The sequence below is a fragment of the Pseudomonas sp. CCI1.1 genome, assembly GCF_034348165.1.
In the GTDB taxonomy this organism is placed as follows: domain Bacteria; phylum Pseudomonadota; class Gammaproteobacteria; order Pseudomonadales; family Pseudomonadaceae; genus Aquipseudomonas; species Aquipseudomonas paracarnis.
In genome coordinates, this window is sequence record NZ_CP133780.1 from 2,371,267 (window position 1) to 2,391,522 (window position 20,256).

General features: G+C 57.7%; 15 protein-coding genes, 4 tRNA genes and 1 pseudogene. 1 reads left to right on the forward strand and 19 read right to left on the reverse strand.

Features of this window, described 5'->3' with window-relative positions:
- Window positions 1-9 precede the first annotated feature (9 nt).
- The 10 genes and pseudogenes from pcp to RHM69_RS10490 form a co-directional block, all read right to left on the reverse strand.
- Entirely contained in the window at window positions 10-639 is a 630-nt protein-coding gene (pcp, locus tag RHM69_RS10445) for a pyroglutamyl-peptidase I (protein ID WP_032903936.1), read from the reverse strand.
- Window positions 640-646: 7 nt separating this feature from the next.
- Window positions 647-1,597, reverse strand: a complete 951-nt coding sequence (locus RHM69_RS10450; RefSeq protein ID WP_056785791.1) for a DUF979 domain-containing protein — start codon at window positions 1,595-1,597, stop codon at window positions 647-649.
- On the reverse strand, window positions 1,594-2,310 hold the full coding sequence (locus RHM69_RS10455; RefSeq protein ID WP_014719143.1) for a DUF969 domain-containing protein: 717 nt from the start codon (window positions 2,308-2,310) through the stop codon (window positions 1,594-1,596). Before RHM69_RS10455 ends, RHM69_RS10450 begins: the two co-directional genes overlap by 4 nt.
- Before the next feature lie 562 nt (window positions 2,311-2,872).
- Window positions 2,873-3,539 (reverse strand): annotated as a pseudogene (locus RHM69_RS10460) (IS3 family transposase); the annotation flags it as partial.
- Window positions 3,540-3,657: 118 nt separating this feature from the next.
- Window positions 3,658-4,863, reverse strand: a complete 1,206-nt coding sequence (locus RHM69_RS10465) for a hypothetical protein (protein ID WP_200600641.1) — start codon at window positions 4,861-4,863, stop codon at window positions 3,658-3,660.
- Between the two features lie 183 nt (window positions 4,864-5,046).
- Complete coding sequence (locus tag RHM69_RS10470; RefSeq protein WP_004577240.1) at window positions 5,047-6,009, reverse strand: IS30-like element ISPpu17 family transposase; 963 nt, start codon at window positions 6,007-6,009, stop codon at window positions 5,047-5,049.
- A gap of 78 nt (window positions 6,010-6,087) precedes the next feature.
- Window positions 6,088-6,729: a hypothetical protein gene (locus RHM69_RS10475; protein ID WP_322255496.1), complete on the reverse strand. Its 642-nt coding sequence runs from the start codon at window positions 6,727-6,729 to the stop codon at window positions 6,088-6,090.
- Between the two features lie 37 nt (window positions 6,730-6,766).
- Entirely contained in the window at window positions 6,767-7,591 is an 825-nt protein-coding gene (locus RHM69_RS10480; RefSeq protein WP_186551952.1) for a hypothetical protein, read from the reverse strand.
- Window positions 7,592-8,268: 677 nt separating this feature from the next.
- Window positions 8,269-9,690, reverse strand: coding sequence for a group II intron reverse transcriptase/maturase (ltrA, locus tag RHM69_RS10485; protein WP_011805433.1), 1,422 nt, complete (start codon window positions 9,688-9,690; stop codon window positions 8,269-8,271).
- Between the two features lie 490 nt (window positions 9,691-10,180).
- Window positions 10,181-10,257: transfer RNA gene (locus tag RHM69_RS10490), tRNA-Val, on the reverse strand.
- A gap of 184 nt (window positions 10,258-10,441) precedes the next feature.
- Between RHM69_RS10490 and RHM69_RS10495 the strand changes: the two genes are divergently transcribed.
- On the forward strand, window positions 10,442-11,725 hold the full coding sequence (locus tag RHM69_RS10495) for an NAD(P)/FAD-dependent oxidoreductase (protein ID WP_073452814.1): 1,284 nt from the start codon (window positions 10,442-10,444) through the stop codon (window positions 11,723-11,725).
- Between the two features lie 42 nt (window positions 11,726-11,767).
- Here the strand turns inward: RHM69_RS10495 and RHM69_RS10500 are convergent, their stop codons facing one another.
- The 9 genes from RHM69_RS10500 to RHM69_RS10540 form a co-directional block, all read right to left on the reverse strand.
- Window positions 11,768-12,739, reverse strand: a complete 972-nt coding sequence (locus RHM69_RS10500) for an XdhC family protein (RefSeq protein ID WP_014719145.1) — start codon at window positions 12,737-12,739, stop codon at window positions 11,768-11,770.
- A 1-nt stretch (window position 12,740) separates the two neighbouring features.
- Complete coding sequence (locus tag RHM69_RS10505; protein ID WP_020300944.1) at window positions 12,741-13,976, reverse strand: c-type cytochrome; 1,236 nt, start codon at window positions 13,974-13,976, stop codon at window positions 12,741-12,743.
- A gap of 2 nt (window positions 13,977-13,978) precedes the next feature.
- Complete coding sequence (locus RHM69_RS10510) at window positions 13,979-14,518, reverse strand: (2Fe-2S)-binding protein (protein ID WP_058410045.1); 540 nt, start codon at window positions 14,516-14,518, stop codon at window positions 13,979-13,981.
- Entirely contained in the window at window positions 14,511-17,342 is a 2,832-nt protein-coding gene (locus RHM69_RS10515) for a xanthine dehydrogenase family protein molybdopterin-binding subunit (protein ID WP_014719148.1), read from the reverse strand. Before RHM69_RS10515 ends, RHM69_RS10510 begins: the two co-directional genes overlap by 8 nt.
- A gap of 387 nt (window positions 17,343-17,729) precedes the next feature.
- A tRNA-Asp gene (locus RHM69_RS10520) sits at window positions 17,730-17,806 on the reverse strand.
- Window positions 17,807-17,911: 105 nt separating this feature from the next.
- Window positions 17,912-17,988, reverse strand: a tRNA-Asp gene (locus RHM69_RS10525).
- Window positions 17,989-18,044: 56 nt separating this feature from the next.
- Window positions 18,045-18,120: transfer RNA gene (locus RHM69_RS10530), tRNA-Val, on the reverse strand.
- A 107-nt stretch (window positions 18,121-18,227) separates the two neighbouring features.
- Window positions 18,228-18,992, reverse strand: a complete 765-nt coding sequence (locus RHM69_RS10535; RefSeq protein WP_014719149.1) for an SDR family oxidoreductase — start codon at window positions 18,990-18,992, stop codon at window positions 18,228-18,230.
- 11 nt (window positions 18,993-19,003) lie between these two features.
- The gene (locus tag RHM69_RS10540; RefSeq protein WP_014719150.1) at window positions 19,004-20,215 is read right to left on the reverse strand and encodes an O-succinylhomoserine sulfhydrylase; all 1,212 of its coding nucleotides are present in this window, start codon (window positions 20,213-20,215) and stop codon (window positions 19,004-19,006) included.
- Window positions 20,216-20,256 lie beyond the last annotated feature (41 nt).

Genomic DNA, 20,256 nt, shown 5'->3' on the forward strand with positions numbered 1-20,256 from the left:
GTACAGCTGTCAGCTGATCTGGCCACCGGCAAGGACGACATCCGCCTGGGTTTGCCAGGCTGCCAGCGCCGCAACCCGCAGCCCTTCCACGGTTGTCGATAGCACCATCGACGGCTCGCTCGATCCGGGCAAGCCGGGAACGTGAATAAACCCACTGCGCACCCCAGTCCCCACCAAGGCGTGCTGCAAACGATAAAACACCTGGTTGCACACAAACGTCCCCGCCGTCTGCGATACCGAGGCCGCAATACCCGCCTCACGCACCGCCTTGACCATGCCCTTGATCGGCAACGTCGAGAAGTACGCCGCCGGGCCGCCCTCCACCACTGAGGTATCAATTGGCTGAACGCCCAGATTGTCGGGAATACGCGCATCGTTAACGTTGATCGCAACGCGCTCGATGGAAATATCACTGCGCCCAGGCCCCAGGCCCGTGGCGATGACCATTGCCGGCTGCAGTTCGTTGATCAACTGCAGCAAGGTCTCGGCGGCGGTGGCAAATGCGCAGGGCAAGCAACGCGCAACTATCTTCACGCCCTCGCTCAACGGCACACCGTCCAACTGGCGCACGGCCTCCCAAGAAGGGTTTACCGCCGCCTTATCAAAGGGCTCGAAGCCCGTCAGCAATACGTTTTGCACAATGACCTCACATCAACAGGTAAAGCAGCACGATATTGACCACCAGCATCATCAGCGCCGTGGGTATCTGGGCCTTGATCACCGCATTTTTGTCCGGCAGTTCCAGTAGCGCCGCCGGTACGATATTGAAGTTGGCCGCCATGGGCGTCATCAACGTACCGCAATAGCCCGAGAACATACCAATGGCCGCCATCACCGCAGGGTTGCCACCGTAAATCCCCACCAGCACCGGCACACCGACGCCACCGGTCATCACCGGAAAGGCCGCAAAACCATTGCCCATGATCACGGTAAACAAGGCCATGCCCAACACATAGACCATCACCGCCACCAACTTGTAGTCCAGGTTGATGTAGGTGGTGGTGACATGAGCGACCGCCGTGCCCACCCCGGCCTCATTGAACAACAGCCCGAGCATCGCCAGCATTTGCGGAAGCACCATGGCCCAGCCCAGGGCTTCGGTCAGGCGACGGGATTCGCGTAACGCTTGTACCGGCGTATCCCGGGTCAGCCAGCAGGCCAGGCCAAGGGCGATCAGGCAACCGATGCCCAGGGAGACGAAGGTGGTGTTCTTCGGGTCCAGCAGCGGTACACCACCGATTTCGGTGTGTTTGAGCAACACTGAGCCAATCACCGTGGTCAGCGGAATCGCCAACGCCGGGATGAACAGTTTGTGGCCCAGGCGCCCGGCACTGGCGCGGGACGCCTTGTCGTGCAATTCGGCATGCTGGCCACGACCAACGCCGCCCAAGCCCGCAATCAATGCCATCACCACCACACCCACTCCGATGACCACCGAAGGCAAGCGCTCGCCTATAAGGAACGGTACGGCGAACAACAACCAGAACAGCGCACTGGACCAGCGCTTGGGGTGGGAACGGTCGAGCAGGATCATGCCGGCGGTGATCAGCAACAGCACGCCCGCCAGCCAGTACAGGTATTGAATGGAAATAATCATTGAGCAGCCTCCACTGGAGCGGTGGCCGAGCTCATTTCGCGGGTCAAGCGCCGGTCGAAACGATGCAACCGGATAGCGTGAATGATGAAGGCGCAGATCGCCGTCGGGATGCCCCACACCGCAATGTGCAGCGGCTCCACATCAATCCCCGAGCCAAGCAGGAAGGTGTGCATCAACGCAATCGCACCAAAGGCCACGAAGATGTCCTCACCAAAGAACAACCCGACGTTGTCGGTGGCAGCGCACATGGCCAGTACCTTGTGGCGTAGCTTGTCAGGCAGCTTGCCATAACGTTTTTCTGCGGCGCCCTCGGCCATCGGCGCCAGCAGCGGCCGCACCATCTGCGGATGCCCACCCAGGCTCGTCAACCCCATGGCCGCCGTGGACTCACGCACAAACAGATAGATGATCAACAAACGCCCGACCGTGGCGCGTTCGAAGCGTGCAATCCAGTTCTGCGCATGCAGGCGCAGGCCATGGCGTTCCAGCAGGCCAATCACCGCCAGCGGCAATAACAGAATCAGTTGCAAGGCACGGGTCTGAAGGAAGCCATCGCCCATGGTGGCGAGAATTTTTTCCAGCGGGAACTGTGCGGCAAGCCCGGTGGCGATGGCGGCCGCGGTGACCACCAACAGCGGATTGAAGCGCAATACAAAGCCGACCACGATGACAAGTACGCCGATCAACGGCCATAAGTTCACAACAGTTTGCATGGCGAAGAGGTCCTTTAGTGCGCGCTGCGGCGCCATTACAGCAGGATGTGGGCAAAGGGCTCACAGCATGAAAATGGCGTGCAATCGGCTCGGTTTTTTATTGTTGACCTGGAAGGTCGAGCGTCAGTGGCGGCAACTTTGCTGCCTGGGGACGGGGGTGTCCAACAAGAAAAATTGTTGCTGCAAACCAATAATTTTTGTGGGGGGATGGCATCGGGGGTACGGCACCATGGAGAGATTCAGCGCAGTTTTTTTGGAAAAGACGGGAGGATGAACTCGCTATGGCGTCGGCAGGGAAAATTCCTGATCTGCACCTATACTCCACGGTGCAGCTGTGTGTACTTGCAGTTCATTCACGGTGTCACGCCGACAATGAGGGTTCCCGCTATGTATGCCGGACAAATGAGTAATATGGCGACCACGCTTGGCGAAATACGCTGCCAGCTGTTCGCCCAGGTAATTTGCCTGCTGGCGGTGGCGACGCTTTTCGCCTGATTGGACATACAAGCCCTGAAAGGACGCCGCCCGGCGTCTTGACTTTCCTTTGCCCAAATTTCAGTGTCTAGTCCTGAAATAGGTTTACACCTGTTTCACCCCAACGCCCGATGTACAGCATCGGGCGTTTTGTATTTCAACGACAGGTGCGGGCGCTCGCCGTTATAGATCGACACCGACTCACTCACCATCTTTTTCGCTTGCATTAAGTCCTGTGGTCGCTGGAGCAAAAGCTCTGTCTTCAAGATACCGTTGACGCGCTCTGCCAACGCGTTCTGGTAGCAGTCATAGCCGTCTGTCATCGAACACCGGATGCCGTATTTCGCATGCAGTTCCTGGTACATTCCCGAGCAATACTGGCTGCCTCTGTCTTAATGATGGATCAGCGGTTGATCCGTTCGACGGTGTTTTACTGCCTGGCGCAACGCATGCGCCACAGACTGGGTGTGCAGGCTTTCATGCACGTGATACCCCACGATCTTTCGCGAAAAAACATCCGTCACAAGGCTTAGGTAGGCCACTCCGTCCTGAGTTGGCAAGTAGATGATATCAGCCACCCATACTTGTTCCGGGCCATTTGGAACGACCTGATCAGGTCCTGGTTTGAGCAGGTTTGGATGGCGTCGAAAGCGATGATGGCTGTCGGTCGTCTTGTGATAAGCCCTCTTGCGGGCTACCAATAAACGTCTTTCACGCAGAATTGAAAAGAGCCGATCTCGACCCACTCGCAGTTCAAACTCAGGTTGGCAACACACCACACAGCCCATTCATTATTTTTGGCAGTTAGATTTGAAGCAGTTCCAACAATGCAAAGTCTTTCCGGGCGGCGGCGGGGATTTATACCGTAAAAGGTCATTCGTCTGGTGAAGGCTCTGAAGTCATGAATTCACTCTCAAAGAACATGAAACCCTCTACAGCTCTTGAAGAGAAAAGCACCCCCATTCTACTCATCTTTTCGCTATACCCAAGATCACGAACGCTCATGATGAGTTCAATCTGATACTTAACCTTCTCCGAGAGCAGTGACAGCAAATAGGAGATAAACTCCCGAACGACAGAGTAGTTAGCCTCAATATGTTCAAGCTTGACACTTTCGATTCTAACGCCAAGCGTGTCCTGCCATAGATCACCATACTCGTACTTCACTGGCACGCTACCATTAAAGTACACCTCACCGATTTTTAGCTTGTTGACGTTAAAGTTTCCGTGCAGCAAATCGTTCCTGTCATTCATGAGCTGATAGAAGCTTCTACAAGAGACGTGTGAATGATCAACCGGTCGCTCAAATCCCATGCAGTTAATATGCAGTAGTTGTAGTCTATTTGATATCGTGCCTGAAACAAAGTTCCTGTACTTGAGGTCGTCTTCCCTCATCTCGCTTTTGGCTAGTGCGAAGATTAAAAGATTGATGAAGGTTTCTGCCAGCACAGGAAGCATGCACCTCAAGCCGAATGCGAGTCCGGTGCCGAAGGTGTATCTTTCAGCCATCTCCGAAAATCTTTCTTGATAGGTTTGCATTTCCTCTGCGGAGGTGGGGGTATGCACTCTGTCTACTGCTGGTGACAAGTTAAGCTCTCTCAGCTTGTTGAGCTGAGTCTCAATCGTTGATTCTATGCTGTAGTAAGGATTCACAAACTCAGTCCACTTTTCAAGCTGCATACGAATGGCCGTCATCTGCTTGCCATAAGCACCAAGGTCTGCCCTGATTTGCGATACAAGATTAGCTTTGGTAATCTCTGGCCGGTTAAAACTTCCTAAAAACTGAACTTCGGTACGGTAGTTATGACCTTGAAACATGACCATGCCGTCATCATTCATTAGGGTCCATTCCCAATGTATTAAGTTATCGGAAGAATCATTCCTCAGAAAATTCATGAAACCATTAGGTGGGCCATACTTGGCGTAGAGGTAACAGTAGATGCTTATTGGTCTGATTTCGTTTTTTAGAATCCAACCCGAAAAGCCTTTTGGCTGACGCTTTTCTATTAGAATCTTGGCCAGTAACTTAGGCGGGATCACTTCCAGTTTTAGAAAGTAGTCCTGGCGATCTTTGTCCAAGGTTCGCTCCTTATTTAAGAAAAGGCGTTAGGTCGCCTTGGCTCTTCGTACTCCCGTCGACATTACGGATATCTCGGCCAAGCTCCGCCAAGCGATTCAAGACCTCAATACAAATCGTAGCTCAGCTCAACACTACCAAGCACGGAATTAAACGCCGAATTAGACCGCAAATAACTCCTGAATTCAACACATAAGTGCAACGCTCACCCCTGTATGCACTTCGTACGGCGTCTTCCAGCCCAAGCGCTTGCGCGGGCGTAGATTGATCCTCGCTACTGTCCGATTGACGGCTTCGACGGTCAGCTTGCTGAAGTCGCTGCCCTTGGGGAAATACTGGCGGAGCAGACCGTTGGTGTTTTCATTGGTGCCACGTTGCCAGGATGAATAGGGGTCTGCAAAAAAGACCTGGCACTGGCTCCGTAGCGCGATGCGTTCATGCCCGGCAAACTCCCTTCCGTTATCCAGCGTCAGCGTGTGAGCGGCATGGCCCTGAAGCATCAGATTGATCGCCCGCGTTACCTGCCGGCGCGTTCTGCGCTTGACCGGATAGGCGCTCAGATAGCCGCTTTTGCGATCAACCAGGGTCACCAGGTTACCGCCCAGTCCATGTACCGTATCGCCCTCCCAGTCCCCCAGGCGCTCGCGGCTTTCGACCTCGGCTGGGCGTTCACTGATTGACACGCGATTACGCAGCTGCCCGCGCCGATCGTGGCTTCCATAGCGTTTCCGGTAGCGCTTTCGGCGATGTCGCAGATAGGTATAAAGCTCACCACCGGCGCGCTGTTCGGCGGCAATGAACCGATAAATCCACTCATGGCTGACCGCCCGGCTTGGCTGCTCCTGCTTCAACCGCTGGGCGATCTGCTCCGGACTCATGCCATGCTTGAGCCACACCGGGAGATGATGGCTGAGCCATGTCGCCGGCTTGCAAAACTTGCGCGCACCCGCTCGACGAGCATCACTTTCATGGGCCGCAGAAACAGCCTTGTAGATATTCTGGGTGCTGTTGCGGCGAACCTCGCGACTGATCGTCGAGGGATGCACGCCGACCCGCTTTGCAATGCTCGCCTGGCTCTCTGCGGCGCTCAAGCCAGCCTCAATCTGGTAACGTTGTCCCTGAGTCAGCTGCCGGTAATGCGTAGTCATCTGCGCTTGAATCCTTCGGTGTGAGAGCCTGGATTCTACCGGTGGCTGGCTCTCTGCCTCTCGTTTCAAGCGTTGCGCTTATTCTATGAATTCAGGACTGGTTGACGCAAAATCCAAAAACTGAGCACTCATCATAATCAAACGCAACAACGAAAAATCAGTGAAGTTTATTATTGTTAAGTAGTGGGACCTTCTATCCTCTTCACAAAAACCATTGGAATCGCTCAACTTTTCATCAACAATCCTGACCATGTTGTAGAAAGTTCTTGTGAGCCCATATATCTGATCTGTCGAGTCAGCGCGTTCCAAATACTCAACCACAAACCCAACGTCGGCCCCTGACCGCCGAAGCTGCTCAACGTCATCCTCAATCTTTATAACGGCCTCGCCACCCGAAAACCTTGCTAAGGTGCCATCTACATCAATGCTTAACCGAAAAGAATCAAAGTAACTTTTTTGCGAGTCAAGCATATTAAAAAGCTGCATCTCGAATGAGCGGAGCCTTTCTGTTTTCCTTGAGGCCTCCACCTCTGCTCTCAACTCCTTATTAGCTTCCACCTGTATAGACAAAGATCGAATAAGCAAAACTATAGAAACAAAACTTAGCAAAGGGTTTAGAACACCACCAATATAATCTCCAAGCTGCCCCCACTGCTCGGGATCGTCAGAAACAGGATAATGAAGATTTAGGTAGAATTGTGCAAAATAGGAAAACAGCACTAGGAACGCTAGGACTGCAGATATGACCACGTACTTATTAAGCATCGATGAAGCCAACTACTAGATACTTAACCACACGCCCATCCAAAAGGCGTATAGGATTTGCAACTAGTTCAAGATAATCCCATCTCTCGACTTCAATACCGTTATTTTTATCAAGGTTTTCAGAGAATTTCTTTTTCATGGCGAAGTCAACGTCCCTGTAGTTTACCCGAAATCCGAACGCTACAGTTTCCTCCTCCCCTTCTAGCTGAAGCCTTCCGTTACCTGTATTCGTGTTGAAGCGCCTAATACTAGCCATCAGATTAAGCCTTTCGTCGGTTTTTGTAGCTTGAACAGCGTGAACTGTGTCTTTGGTAAACCTCGCTAGTGGAATTCTCTCCTCGAAACTCTTTCGGTACTTAACTGACACATCATAATCAAACTTGATAGCAACCTCATGAACGTTCTTCATTACAGAAAGCCGAAGCTGTTTGATTAAATCTTCAGCATTATCACCGAGCTTATCTAATACTTTCTGAGCCTTATCAGAGGGATCATGCGTTTCGATGTATAGCGCCTCCTTCATGAAGTACCCCATGAGCTCCGTGAATACGGAGTTACCTATTCTCCGCAACTCTTTCCGAGGCTCTTCATCCAGCACATCCAACCTAAAAGAAAGGCCATACGAACCTTTGAATGTCTTCTTTAGTGTAGTTCGTATACTACTCTTAGCTGTGATTCTTTCAGGAACCTTCCCGAGTAATAGTGTCTCACCAATCATTCGTGTGGCGTCAGATATTCCCTGCATCGTATCTAACCCGGATTTCATATCAACTTCATATTCTGCGGTATCGATAACGATGTCCAGATTGACTGGCATAATGCTCCTTGACGGGGAAATGGTATCCCCAAATTTTAGTCCTCAATCCCTAGAGCTTCCATCTTCATTAGATGCCGCCAACCGGGCTGATATGGCTGTTAGCCATCAATCGCTTTATACCTCACGCTTCGGCACTTTGCACTACGTTTCAGGCTCGTCGCAAGGCGGACATATCTGAAGACAAGCCCCCTCCAATCACAGGCAGACTGGAACGGCCGTGAACGGTTCGGAAAAGACGTGGAGTGTGCATCATCCGAGTCTGTTGGCGATGAGAAATAAGAAAGGCATTATTGACACGCAAGTGCACCACTTAGGTGTACCTAAACGCTGTCACACTTCGAGAGTTTCGAAAAATAAATCCTTTAGAATTCAAGAAGTTGGATGGTATGGATGACAACTTCGCTAGCCACACCCCGACACACAATTTCACCGTCGCGGCTAGCAGCCTTCACGCCACACGCTCACTAAGCCCCTTCACAGCACAACGCCCCACTCCCCTCCTGCGACATGCAGAAGAATCACAGCTAAGGACAGACCTTGTAGGCATTCACATTGCCCAGTGTGAACGAACCCTATATTTTGTGAACGTTCTGCATGAAATCCAAGATCGAGTAGGAGGCGGATTCACATCCGCCGTCCTCTCACACCACCGTACGTACGGTTCCGTATACGGCGGTTCAGGTTATACGGTTAAGTCGGTTTATCGTATCCAGTATCGAGACCAGCCCGAGGCGGTCCCACAGCTTCTTCGGCAACGCCTGATTCATATGGGGCGCTCCCGAGTTCCACCATGGGCCTCGGCCATTGACTGCCGATTTCCACGCCCGCGCCGCATTAAGTCCCAAGCGTATCAAGTTGCGCGCCCTCGTAGAGGGCCGCTTCCATTGACGCCAGACGATACAGCGAAGCTTGTGACGCACCCAGCCGTCCAATTCCTCAAGTGGCCGTCTGCTCTGGCTCAGCTTGAAGTAGCCCGCCCATCCGCGCAGCACGGGGTTTATCCGCTCGATGACAGTCGCCACCTTGTGGCCCCGCGCTTTACGTAGCAGCTCTCTGAGCCGGTCGCGCAAGCGACCCAGGCTCATCGTCGCCACTCTCAGTCTCGGTTGCTGATGCCAGCTCATCCCGTAACCCAAGTAATCACACATCCAAGACCCGGCTACTCGGCTCTTATCCCGATTCAGCGTTAGTTTCAGGCGCTGATTCAGGAAGCGCTCAACACTGGCCATCACTCGTTCGCCAGCACGAGGGCTGCGCACATAGATGTTCGCATCGTCGGCATAACGCACGAAGCGATGACCCCGCCGTTCCAGCTCGCGGTCGAGTTCGTTGAGCAGGATGTTCGACAGCAACGGCGAGAGCGGGCCGCCTTGCGGCGTCCCTTCCTGCCGTCGGCTGGCGATCCCACCCGACATCTCACCGGCTTGGAGGTACCGCCGGATCAGTCTGAGCACGCGTTTATCTACGATTTGGCGCGCCACGTACGCCATCAGGAGATCGTGGTTGACCCGGTCAAAGAATTTCTCAAGATCGAGTTCCACGCACCAGCGATGCCCTGCCGCCACATGGGCGCGGGCTGTCTCGATGGCTTGGTGGGCGCTTCTGCCCGGACGGAAGCCGTAGCTGTAATCCGAAAACAGCGGGTCGAAGATCGGCGTGAGCTGTTGCAGCAGTGCCTGTTGGATCAGGCGATCCACGACGCAGGGAATGCCCAGTTGTCGGGTGCCGCCTTTGGGTTTGGGGATGTCGACGGCGCGTACACCTTGCGGGTGGTATTCGCCGGCCAGCAACCTCCTCTGGAGGATCGGCCAATACTGATTCACGTAGTCCGCCAAGTCGTCGACCGTCATGCCATCGGCACCCGGCGCGCCCTTGTTGCTGACCACGCGCTGATACGCACGTCTGAGGTTGGCCGGTGCAAGCACCCGCGCCATCAGCGTGTCCGGCTCCGCGTTCGTCCACGTCACAGATGCCGTCGATACCTTTGCGCTGTCAGCCGTCATCCTCGGATTCTGTCCGGGACTCGGAGTCACAGTCTTCTCTTGGAGAAATTTCTGCATTTCGGTATTCAACGAGACTCTGACGCCTACTGGCGGCATAACCTGTTCGGCCCTTGGTGGCGCGGTTATTCGCCACTTACTACGGCTTCGGCTGACTTCTGCACGCTCATCCCATCGCCTCTCGACGCTCGGTAGCACACTGGCAAACGTGCAGATCTCCCAGGGTAATTCGCGCGACCTTCCTGCTTATGCCTGTCGGATCTACGTCACAGCGTTCCGTGCAAGTATTGGGCTTTGAAGATTTTGGCCTTCTTACCCCGCTGCGCCGCCTCTATCCGCTTCCTGTTCGTCAGGCCAGCATTTTGCCTCGGGCTTCCTTCAGATTCGCAGTCACCCGCGACACCCTTGCCTCTGGCTAACACTTCCCCTTGCCGGGTGTGTAGAGGACTTTCACCTCCCAGTCACCAGCGTGGCCACCACAGCCAAGCTGGTTGCGCTTGCGCGCAACGCGCCATGCCTGGCGCACCAACAAAAAAGGGCCCACCTTTCGGTGAGCCCTTCCAGACCGCCCAGCAGAGCGGATTTTGTTTGGTAGGCGCGATTGGACTCGAACCAACGACCCCCACCATGTCAAGGTGGTGCTCTAACCAACTGAGCTACGTGCCTGCTGTGAGGCGGCATTCTACGGAATTCCGGAGGGGTGTCAACATCTTTTTTGCAGCTAACCCTATGAATATGCGAATTTTTTATTTGCGCCGGGTACACCCGTGATTTTCGGGTGGCTGGCAGGCAATTTTCAACTCAGGTAGGATCGGCGCACTCGTAAAAAATATAAAACAGAGGTTCCAGGATGGCGAACACCCCCTACCCCCAGTCGTATTACGCCGCTTCTGCGAATGCAGTTCCGCCCCGTCCTGTGTTGCAAGGTGAGGTCGAGACCGATGTGTGCGTGATCGGGGCCGGCTATACCGGGCTTTCCAGTGCGCTGTTTCTGCTGGAGAACGGCTTTCGCGTTACGGTGCTGGAAGCCGCCAAGGTCGGTTTTGGTGCCTCGGGTCGCAACGGTGGGCAGATCGTCAATAGTTACAGCCGCGATATCGACGTGATCGAGCGCAGCGTCGGGCCTCAGCAGGCGCAGTTGTTGGGGCAGATGGCGTTTGAAGGCGGCAGGATCATCCGTGAGCGCGTGGCCAAGTACCAGATCCAGTGCGACTTGAAGGACGGTGGCGTGTTCGCCGCCCTCAACAGCAAGCACATGGGCCACTTGGAGTCGCAGAAGCGTCTGTGGGAGCGCTACGGCCATACGCAACTGGAGTTGCTGGACGAGCGACGCATCCGCGAAGTGGTGGCCTGTGACAACTATATGGGCGGCTTGCTGGACATGAGCGGCGGCCATATCCACCCGCTCAACCTGGCGCTCGGTGAAGCCGCGGCTGTGGAATCTCTGGGCGGCACGATCTATGAGCAATCGGCAGCGGTGCGCATCGAGCGCGGCGCTAATCCGGTGGTGCATACCGCCGAAGGCAAGGTCAGGGCCAAATTCATTATCGTCGCGGGGAACGCTTACCTGGGCAATCTGGTGCCGGAGCTGGCGGCCAAGTCGATGCCGTGTGGCACCCAAGTGATCACCACGGCGCCACTGGGCGATGAAGTAGCCAAGACTTTATTGCCACAAGATTACTGTGTCGAGGACTGCAACTACCTGCTCGACTACTACCGCCTCACCAGCGACAAGCGCCTGATCTTCGGCGGCGGCGTGGTGTATGGCGCACGAGACCCGGCGAATATCGAAGCGATCATCCGGCCGAAAATGCTCAAGGCATTTCCGCAACTGAAGAACGTGAAGATCGACTACGCCTGGACTGGCAATTTCCTGCTGACCCTGTCGCGTTTGCCGCAGGTCGGTCGCCTGGGTGACAACATCTATTACTCCCAGGGCTGTAGCGGCCATGGCGTGACGTACACGCACCTGGCAGGCAAAGTACTGGCAGAGGCCTTGCGGGGTCAGGCAGAGCGTTTTGATGCGTTTGCGGGTTTGCCGCATTACCCGTTCCCGGGTGGGCAAATGTTGCGCACGCCGTTTGCGGCGCTGGGGGCTTGGTACTACGGGTTGCGAGATAAATTCGGGATGTAAACACTGTAGGAGCGAGCTTGCTCGCTCCTACAGGGCTGCGCTTCAGAGCCGGTCGCGAGCAATCCCGCTGCGAATCCGCACGATATCCGCCAATACCGCCAACGCAATTTCCGACGGCGTCCTGCTCCCCAGGTTAAGCCCGATGGGCGCGTGTATCCGCGCCAGTTCAGGCTCCCCCAACCCACCGATGCGGCGCAGTCGCTCAAAGCGCTTCTGCGAGGTCTGCAACGACCCCATCACGCCAATGTAGAACGCGTCGGTACGCACCGCTTCCATCATCGCCAGATCGTCGATACGCGGGTCATGCGTCAGCGCAACCACCGCCGTATCACGGTGACAGCCGCCATCGGCAATAAACACCGACGGCAACTGGCGACGAATCTCCACGCCATTGAGCACCACGCCTTCGAGCACTTCATCGCGTGGGTCGCAGAGAATCACTTCGAACCCGAGGCCGACTGCAAACTCGGCACACGCCTGCGCCACGCTGGAGTACCCGGCCAGCAATAGACGCTGAGCCGCACCGACGCGGAGGCGCACCCGCTCACTGTCACGCTCGATGCGCGCGCCCTGCTCACAATCAGCGACCAGGCGGCGCGCCCCGCTGGCCAGGTCGACCTGGCGAATCAAGCGCCGCTGCCCGAGCAGCGCCGACTCCACTTCACGCAGGTGCGCCTGCACCTCGCAGTCAGGCTCGAACTTCTCAACCAATACTTCGAGAATGCCGCCGCAGGGCAGGCTGACCCGCGAGCGCGGATCGTCCCCTGCGCCGTAGCGCACCACGTTGACCGCATCGAGAAACGCACCGTCAGCGACGCGTTCGAGAAAGTCTTCCTCGACGCAACCACCCGACAACGACCCAATCCACTGCCCTGCGGCGTTCACTGCCAGCAACGAACCCGGCGCACGCGGCGCCGAGCCGTAGGTGGCCAGTACCGTACAGAGCCAGATGCGTTGCCCGGCCACCGACCACTCCAGCGCCCGTCGTATCACCTGCAGGTCCAGATGCTGCATGTCAGTGCGCCTTGTGCTCGATGGACGGCGCCTCAGCCTGCAACTTCTGCACATCGCTCACCGCCAGCTCCGCCGATTGCCCGCCCCAGCCTTGGCGCAGGTAATTGATCAGATCGGTGAGTTGCGCCGGGCTGAGTTTTCCAGCGAAGCCCGGCATCGGTTGCATGTGCTCGAACCCGGAGAACTTCTGCTCACCGATCCCGTCCTCGATCACCCGCACCAGGTTGCGCGGGTCTTCCAGACGCAGCGTGGTGTTGCCGCGCATCGCCACCGCGATGTGCGGCTTGCCTTCACCCCCCGCGGCATGGCAACCGGCACAGACGTTCAGGTATTCCTGGCGGCCGCGCTGAGCGCTCGGGCCGAGCTTGTCCACCGGCACTTCGACCAACGCCTTGGCTGCCGGCGGTTTATCGCCGAGCAGGAAGGTCGCCATCGCGGCCAGGTCCGCATCGCTCAGGCCCTGGGTGCTGTTGTGGAACACCGGGAACATCTCGTTGAACATCGTCCCTTGTGCGCTCATGCCGTGCTTGAGGAACGTGGCCAGGTCCTGCTCATTCCAGCCGCGTGCGGCCAGGTCCGTGGCGAGCAGGCTGGGCGCCAGATAGCCATTGAGGATGCCGCCGGTCAGGCGTTTGTCCAGCTCCATCGCACCGGGCAGGCCACGTGGCGTGTGGCATTCGCCGCAGTGGCCGAGCACTTCGACCATGTACTGGCCGCGCTTCCAGGCTTCGCTCTTGCCTTCGGCCGGTTCCAGTTTCAGCGCTTTGCCGTACAACACGTTCCAGCCCATCAAGCCCAGGCGCACGTTGAAGGGAAAGCTCAGGCTCGTGACCGGCGCTGCGCGCTTGATCGGCTCGATGGTTTTGAGGTACGCATGAATGGCGTCCGAGTCTTCACGCGGCATCAGGTGGTACGAGGTGTAGGGCATCGCCGGATACAAGTACGCACCGTCGCGACGCTTGCCTTCGGTCAACGCAGCGAAGAACTCGTCATCGCTGTACAAGCCGATGCCGTGTTCTTTGCTTGGCGTGATATTGGTGCCATAGATGGTGCCAAACGGCGAGACAATCGGCAGGCCGCCGGCAAACGGCGCACCGCCCGGTGCAGTGTGGCAGGCCATGCAGTCAGCGGCGCGGGCGAGGTATTCGCCGCGCTTGGCTTGATCATCAGCGTGGGCAAACAATACCGGCGCGGCCAGGCCGACCGCCAAGGCCAGGCGGGTCAGAAAAAGCTTCATGCTTAACCCTCCTTGACCAGGCCGAGATCGGTCAGCACGTTGCGGGTGGCGTTGTAATAACGCACGTACCCGGTACAACGGCAGACGTGATGACCGAGGCTGTCCTCGATGATTTGTTCCAGCTTGCTGTACACGGTCGGCTGGCGTTGCAGTTTCTCCACTAACACGGTCGCCGCATTGACGAAGCCCGGCGCGCAATAGCTGCACTGAAAGGCGAACTCATCCACGAAGCGCTGCTGGATCGGGTTGAGCTCAGTGACCTGGCCCGACTCATCGCGCTTGGCGTGGCCTTCGATAGTGCGCACTTGCTTGCCTTCGAAGTAATGCGCGCCGGTGATGCAGGTGCGCACTTCTTCGCTGGTGCCATCCGGGTTGTCGACGATCACCACGCAGGCGTGGCAAATGCCCTGGCCGCAGCCCAGTCGCGAGCCGGTGAGGTTCTTGTACTCGTGCAGGTAGTCAATCATCGGCAGGTCATCAGGGATGTCCACCGGGCCGACGGATTGACCATTGAGGGTCAGTTGAAGCGGACGGTTAGCCATTGAGGGCCTCCTTAATGCGGGCAGCCGTGATTGGCAGGTCGCGAACACGTTTACCGATGGCGTGTGCCACCGCATTACCAATGGCCCCGACAATCGGGATCATCACCACTTCAGCGATACCTTTGGACGGGTCGCTTGGCGACAGCGCCGGCAGAATCTCCGAGGTCTGTTTCCATACGGCAACGTGACGCGCCATCGGCAGACGGTAGCGGTTGAAGTTCCAGTCGCCCTCCCCCGGCCCGCCTTCGTACAACGGCATTTCCTCCATCAACGCGTGACCGATACCCATGGCCACTCCACCTTCGAGCTGGCCTTTGACCAACTCTTCAACCAGCACACGCCCGCACTCGACCCATGAATGGTGATTGAGCACTTCGACCTGCGCCGAACCCTTGTTGACCTTCAACTCGACCAACGTGGCGACGGGGCTGTAGTACGTCACCGCAGCGTTATTCAACTGGGTGGCGGGATAGCTGACGTTCTGGCGATCGAGCAGGTGGAAACCGGCAGTGCTCATCAGCGCCTGCTTGGCTTTCGGTGCGCCATCGCCGTATTTCACCGCCAGACCGTCGAGCGGCAGGCGCTCGCGCACACCGTCGATGCTGTACTCAGCCTCGGCCCAGCTCCAGCGGTTGAACCCGTGGACCGTGGCAGCGGTGACCAGGCCGCGCTCATGAGCGCGCTTGGCCAGTTCTTCAAAGCTCAATGGCTGCATGCCGTTGGCAGTGAGCTTGCCGTCCACCCAATGTGCGTCTTCGCGGCGCACCACATAGGGGTTGGCCTGGCCGCCGAACGGGCCCTGGCGCCAGATCTCCAGCGCTGCCGGCCACAAGCCGTGGTTGAACAGCACACGCGCCGCTTCACGGGTGGCGTGGCTGAAGTAGTACGCCGAGTTGGTCGCGGACGACGCCGACGCGAGCTTGCCCACCCAACGCGGGTTGCGCAGCAGGTTGTCCTGCTCGGCCTGGCTCATGGTGTAGGGGTTGCCGCCGGTGACCAGTTGCATTTCCTGCCATTGTGTTTCGCCGGTCTTCACTTCGTGGGCCGGGCTGCCAAGGAAGTCGGCGACCACCAGCGATTGCGAAGTGGACATGCCGGTGCCGATTTCGATGCCGATGTGGCGCAGGCTGATGCGGCCGTCAGCGCTGAATTCAACACTGGCCATCGGCGCTTCGGAACCGGTGCCGAAGTCTTTCTGGCAGATGGCAAAACCGACGCCATACCAGTTATCCGGGTCTGCGGCTTCGCGCTGTTGCTTGATCGCGTCGCGGTTTTTCCATACGTCGTGCGCAGCGGCCTTGTCGAGAATTTCGTGCAGCCGCAACGCACCGGCAGGGATCGCTCCCTGGGTGTTCTTCATGCCCGAACGCAGTGCGTTCTTGCGCCGCAATTCAATGGCATCCACACCCAGGCGACCGGCGATTTCGTCGACCATCATTTCGGTCGCCGCCATGCTTTGCAGGGTGCCGTAGCCCCGCATCGAACCGGCTTCAACGCCACGGGAATGGTACGCGGTGACTTGCAGGTCGTTCTGCGGCATGTAGTAGATCGACTGCGCCGCCGTGGCGCCGACCGCAGCCACCGACGGGCTGTAGTTGATCCGGCCACCGCCGTCGACGCTCATGTCGGCGAGGAAGATTTTGAAGCTGTGGTCGTTCTTGTCGACCGCCAACTGATAGCGCATATCGAACGAGTGACGCTTGATGCCGCTCTGGAATTGCTCGTAACGATCATTGGCCAGACGCACCGGTACACCGGCGCCATACAACGCAGCGAGGGCGGCGTAGTAGACGAAAATGTTGTGGTCTTTGGAACCGTAACCCACGGTATAACCCGGATGCATGTTCAGGCGGGCCAGGCCGAAGCGCGACGGCGAGATCATCTTGGCGGTCTCGGTCGCCACTTCCAATGGGCACTGGGTGGCCACCACAAAGTGTAGGGTCTTGGTCGCCGGATCGTACCAACCGTTGCCGTTGTCCGGCTCCATGGCGGCCGGTTCGATCGATGGGGTTTTGTAGCGCTCGTCAAACACCAGCCAGTTGTCCGGTGGCGTGTTGATCTGGCTTTTCATGCGCTCGGCGTAGAACAGCCCGCGCTCGGTCAGGTTGCCGTGCAGGTTTGGCTGGGAATTCCACACCGGGCGACGGTTTTTCAGCATCGGGAACAGGATCGAATCCTTGAGGCTGGCGAATTCGTCTTCGTCGGCCGAGGTCGGGCCACCCACGCGCACGTAGCGGAAGCTACCGTAGGGGTCACCTTCGTAATACGGCACTTTGGCACCGTAACGAATCGCCTTGTCATTGAACTTGAGCTTGTTCTTGGCCTGACGGAAACGCTCGAAGTCGTTCCAGATCAGGATCGCCACCGGGTGACCGATGAACATCGGCACTTTGCCCTCGGGCAACAACGGGTCCGGCGCATGTTCTTCCGGGAAGACGATACCGTCTTTGTCCAGGTCGGCAGCGGTGACAATGCGGTCCGGCTGCAACTCGGCGCCAAGCCACGACAGGTCGTAGCCCGCGTAGATGTGGTCGGCCTTGATGGTTTTAAGCAACATGGCGTGACCTTGCTGCTGGGGCCAGCCAGGCATGTCCTTGGAACGGATGTCGCGGGCAAACACCTTGCTGCCGCAGACTTTCGACAAGGCATCGTTACGCTGGCGCGCCTTGCCGTTATGGCCGAGCCACTTTTCAGACGGCACGGTCACGCTGTTTTCCATCAAGGCAGCCAGCGTCTGGGTGCTGAGCGGCGTGAGCGTGACACTCACACCCGCCACCAGCCCGCCCTGAAGGAACGAGCGCCGGGTTATTTCACGGTTGGACATGGATCATCCTCTGAGCGGTTATAAATCCGCCCTTATGGTTAAGTACACCGAATCTGGAGACTTGCAGAAGCCTTTCTCGACGAATCAAAAGGCCATGATGACAGTGCAAAGTTGACCGAAGGGTTAACTTTAAAGGTTTCTGCGCCTGCGGCAAATAACCACATTGAAATTTTTTGACACAAGAACGCAAAAACGGCCGACAGAATCGAAATGATCTGTCGGCCGTTTGCCGATAATGAGCGCTGTTGGCAGCGAAGAAGATGAGGTTTTTTCAAACCCCAGACACAAAAAACCCCGGCCTTTCGACCAGGGTCTTTGCTATCGGATCAAGGTGAGCCAGTGGCTTTCCTTGTGCTTCAAGGCGTTCAGTGGGCCTTGAGGCAGATATGGCGCAGCGGACGGGACTCGAACCCGCGACCCCCGGCGTGACAGGCCGGTATTCTAACCGACTGAACTACCGCTGCGTATCGCTTGGCTGATTGAGCATGAACCCTCAACCACCTTTAAACATCTGATCGATCAGCCTTGGCTGTTCAATCTCAAGCCCGACAGATCGAACCTGGAAAATATGGCGCAGCGGACGGGACTCGAACCCGCGACCCCCGGCGTGACAGGCCGGTATTCTAACCGACTGAACTACCGCTGCGCGTCGGTGCAACCTTTAACGTTGCGTCTTGCCCTAGGGGCAAAACTCTCAAGAAGTGGTGGGTGATGACGGGATCGAACCGCCGACCCTCTGCTTGTAAGGCAGATGCTCTCCCAGCTGAGCTAATCACCCTTTGCTTCGTTGAGGCCGCGAAATTTACGCAGGTAGCGGACCTAAGTCAATAGCCTGCTTGAAGTTTTTCTGAAAAAGACAAAATAACTTCAAGGCGGCTACCCGCCCTACTCGCTGTAAATCATCTTCTTGCTCATGCCGCCGTCCACCACGAACTCTTGCCCGGTGACGAACCCGGCCTGGCGTGACAACAACCAGGCCACCATCGCCGCCACGTCCTCCACCGTCCCCACCCTGCCCGCCGGATGCTGGGCATGATCGGCGTCGGTGAGCGGCTCTGCACGCCGCGCAGCCGGGTCACGTGCGTCGATCCAGCCAGGGCTGACCGCATTGACCCGCACTTCGGGACCCAGGCTCATGGCCAACGCGTGGGTCAGGGCCAACAGCCCACCTTTGCTGGCCGCATAGGCTTCGGTGTCCGGCTCGGATTGACGCGCCCGGGTCGAGGCCAGGTTGACGATAGCGCCGCCGTGGGCACGCAGGTAAGGCGCGCAGTGCTTGGCCAACAGCATCGGCCCGCTGAGGTTGACCGCCAGCACCCGATTCCAATACGTCAGATCGAGGCTTTCCAGGGTGATATTGCGCGGGTCGGCCACCGCCGCATTGCACACCAACGCATCCAGGCGCCCGAACTGCCCCAGCACCTCGGCGACACCCTGGGCCACTTGCTTCTCGTCGGCCACGTCCATGGTGATAAACCAGGCATTGTCGCCCAGCACCTTGGACACCTTGGCACCGCGCTCGCGGTCCAGGTCGGTCAGTACCACCTGCCAACCTTCACTGATCAGCCACGCGGCAATCCCGAGGCCAATGCCCCGCGCCGCGCCCGTCACCAGCGCCACGCGCCCGTTACTGGCCGCCGCAGCCTCCATGGACCACTCGATCACAAGGCCGCCAGCCCGCGGGCCAGGTCTGCCTGCAAGTCAGCAACATCTTCCAGGCCCACCGCGATGCGGATCAGGCTGTCACGAATGCCGGCCGCTTCACGCTCCTGCGGCGCCAGGCGCCCGTGGGAGGTGGTGCTCGGGTGGGTGATGGTGGTCTTGCTGTCACCCAGGTTGGCGGTAATGGAGATCAAGCGTGTCGCGTCGATGAAGCGCCAGGCGCCGTCTTTGCCGCCCTTCACTTCAAAACTCACCACCGCCCCGAAACCACGCTGCTGGCGCTGGGCCAAGGCGTGTTGCGGGTGGCTCTTGAGGCCGGCGTAATGCACTTTCTCGATACCGTCCTGCTGCTCCAGCCACTCGGCCAGGGCCTGGGCGTTGGCGCAATGGGCTTTCATGCGCAGGCTGAGGGTTTCCAGACCTTTGAGGAAGATCCAGGCGTTGAACGGGCTGAGGGTCGGGCCGGCGGTGCGCAGGAAGCCCACCACTTCCTTCATCTGCTCGCTGCGACCGGCCACCACGCCGCCCATGCAACGGCCCTGGCCGTCGATAAACTTGGTTGCCGAGTGCACCACGATGTCCGCACCCAGCTTCAGCGGTTGCTGCAAGGCCGGGGTGCAGAAGCAGTTGTCCACCACCAGCATCGCGCCCTTGGCATGGGCGACTTCGGACAGCGCGGCGATGTCCACCAGCTCAGCGAGCGGGTTGGACGGCGATTCGACGAACAACAGCTTGGTATTGGCCTTGATGGCCGCTTCCCAGCCGGACAGGTCCGCCAGGGGCACGTAATCGACTTCAATACCGAAACGCTTGAAGTACTTCTCGAACAGGCTGATGGTCGAGCCGAACACGCTGCGCGATACCAGCACATGGTCGCCGGCGCTGCACAGGCTCATCACCACCGCCAGGATGGCCGCCATGCCGGTGGCAGTCGCCACGGCCTGCTCGGCACCTTCCAGGGCCGCGATGCGCTCTTCAAACGCACGCACGGTCGGGTTGGTGTAGCGCGAATACACGTTGCCCGGCACTTCGCCAGCAAACCGCGCAGCGGCGTCGGCGGCAGTACGGAACACGTAGCTGGAGGTGAAGAACATCGGGTCGCCGTGCTCACCTTCCGGGGTACGGTGCTGGCCGGCGCGCACAGCCAGGGTATCGAAAGCTACGCCATCGAGGTCGCTGTCCAACCGACCGGCATCCCATTCCTGACTCATGCTGCGACTCCTTATTCAATTCTTTGTTTAAGATACAAAAC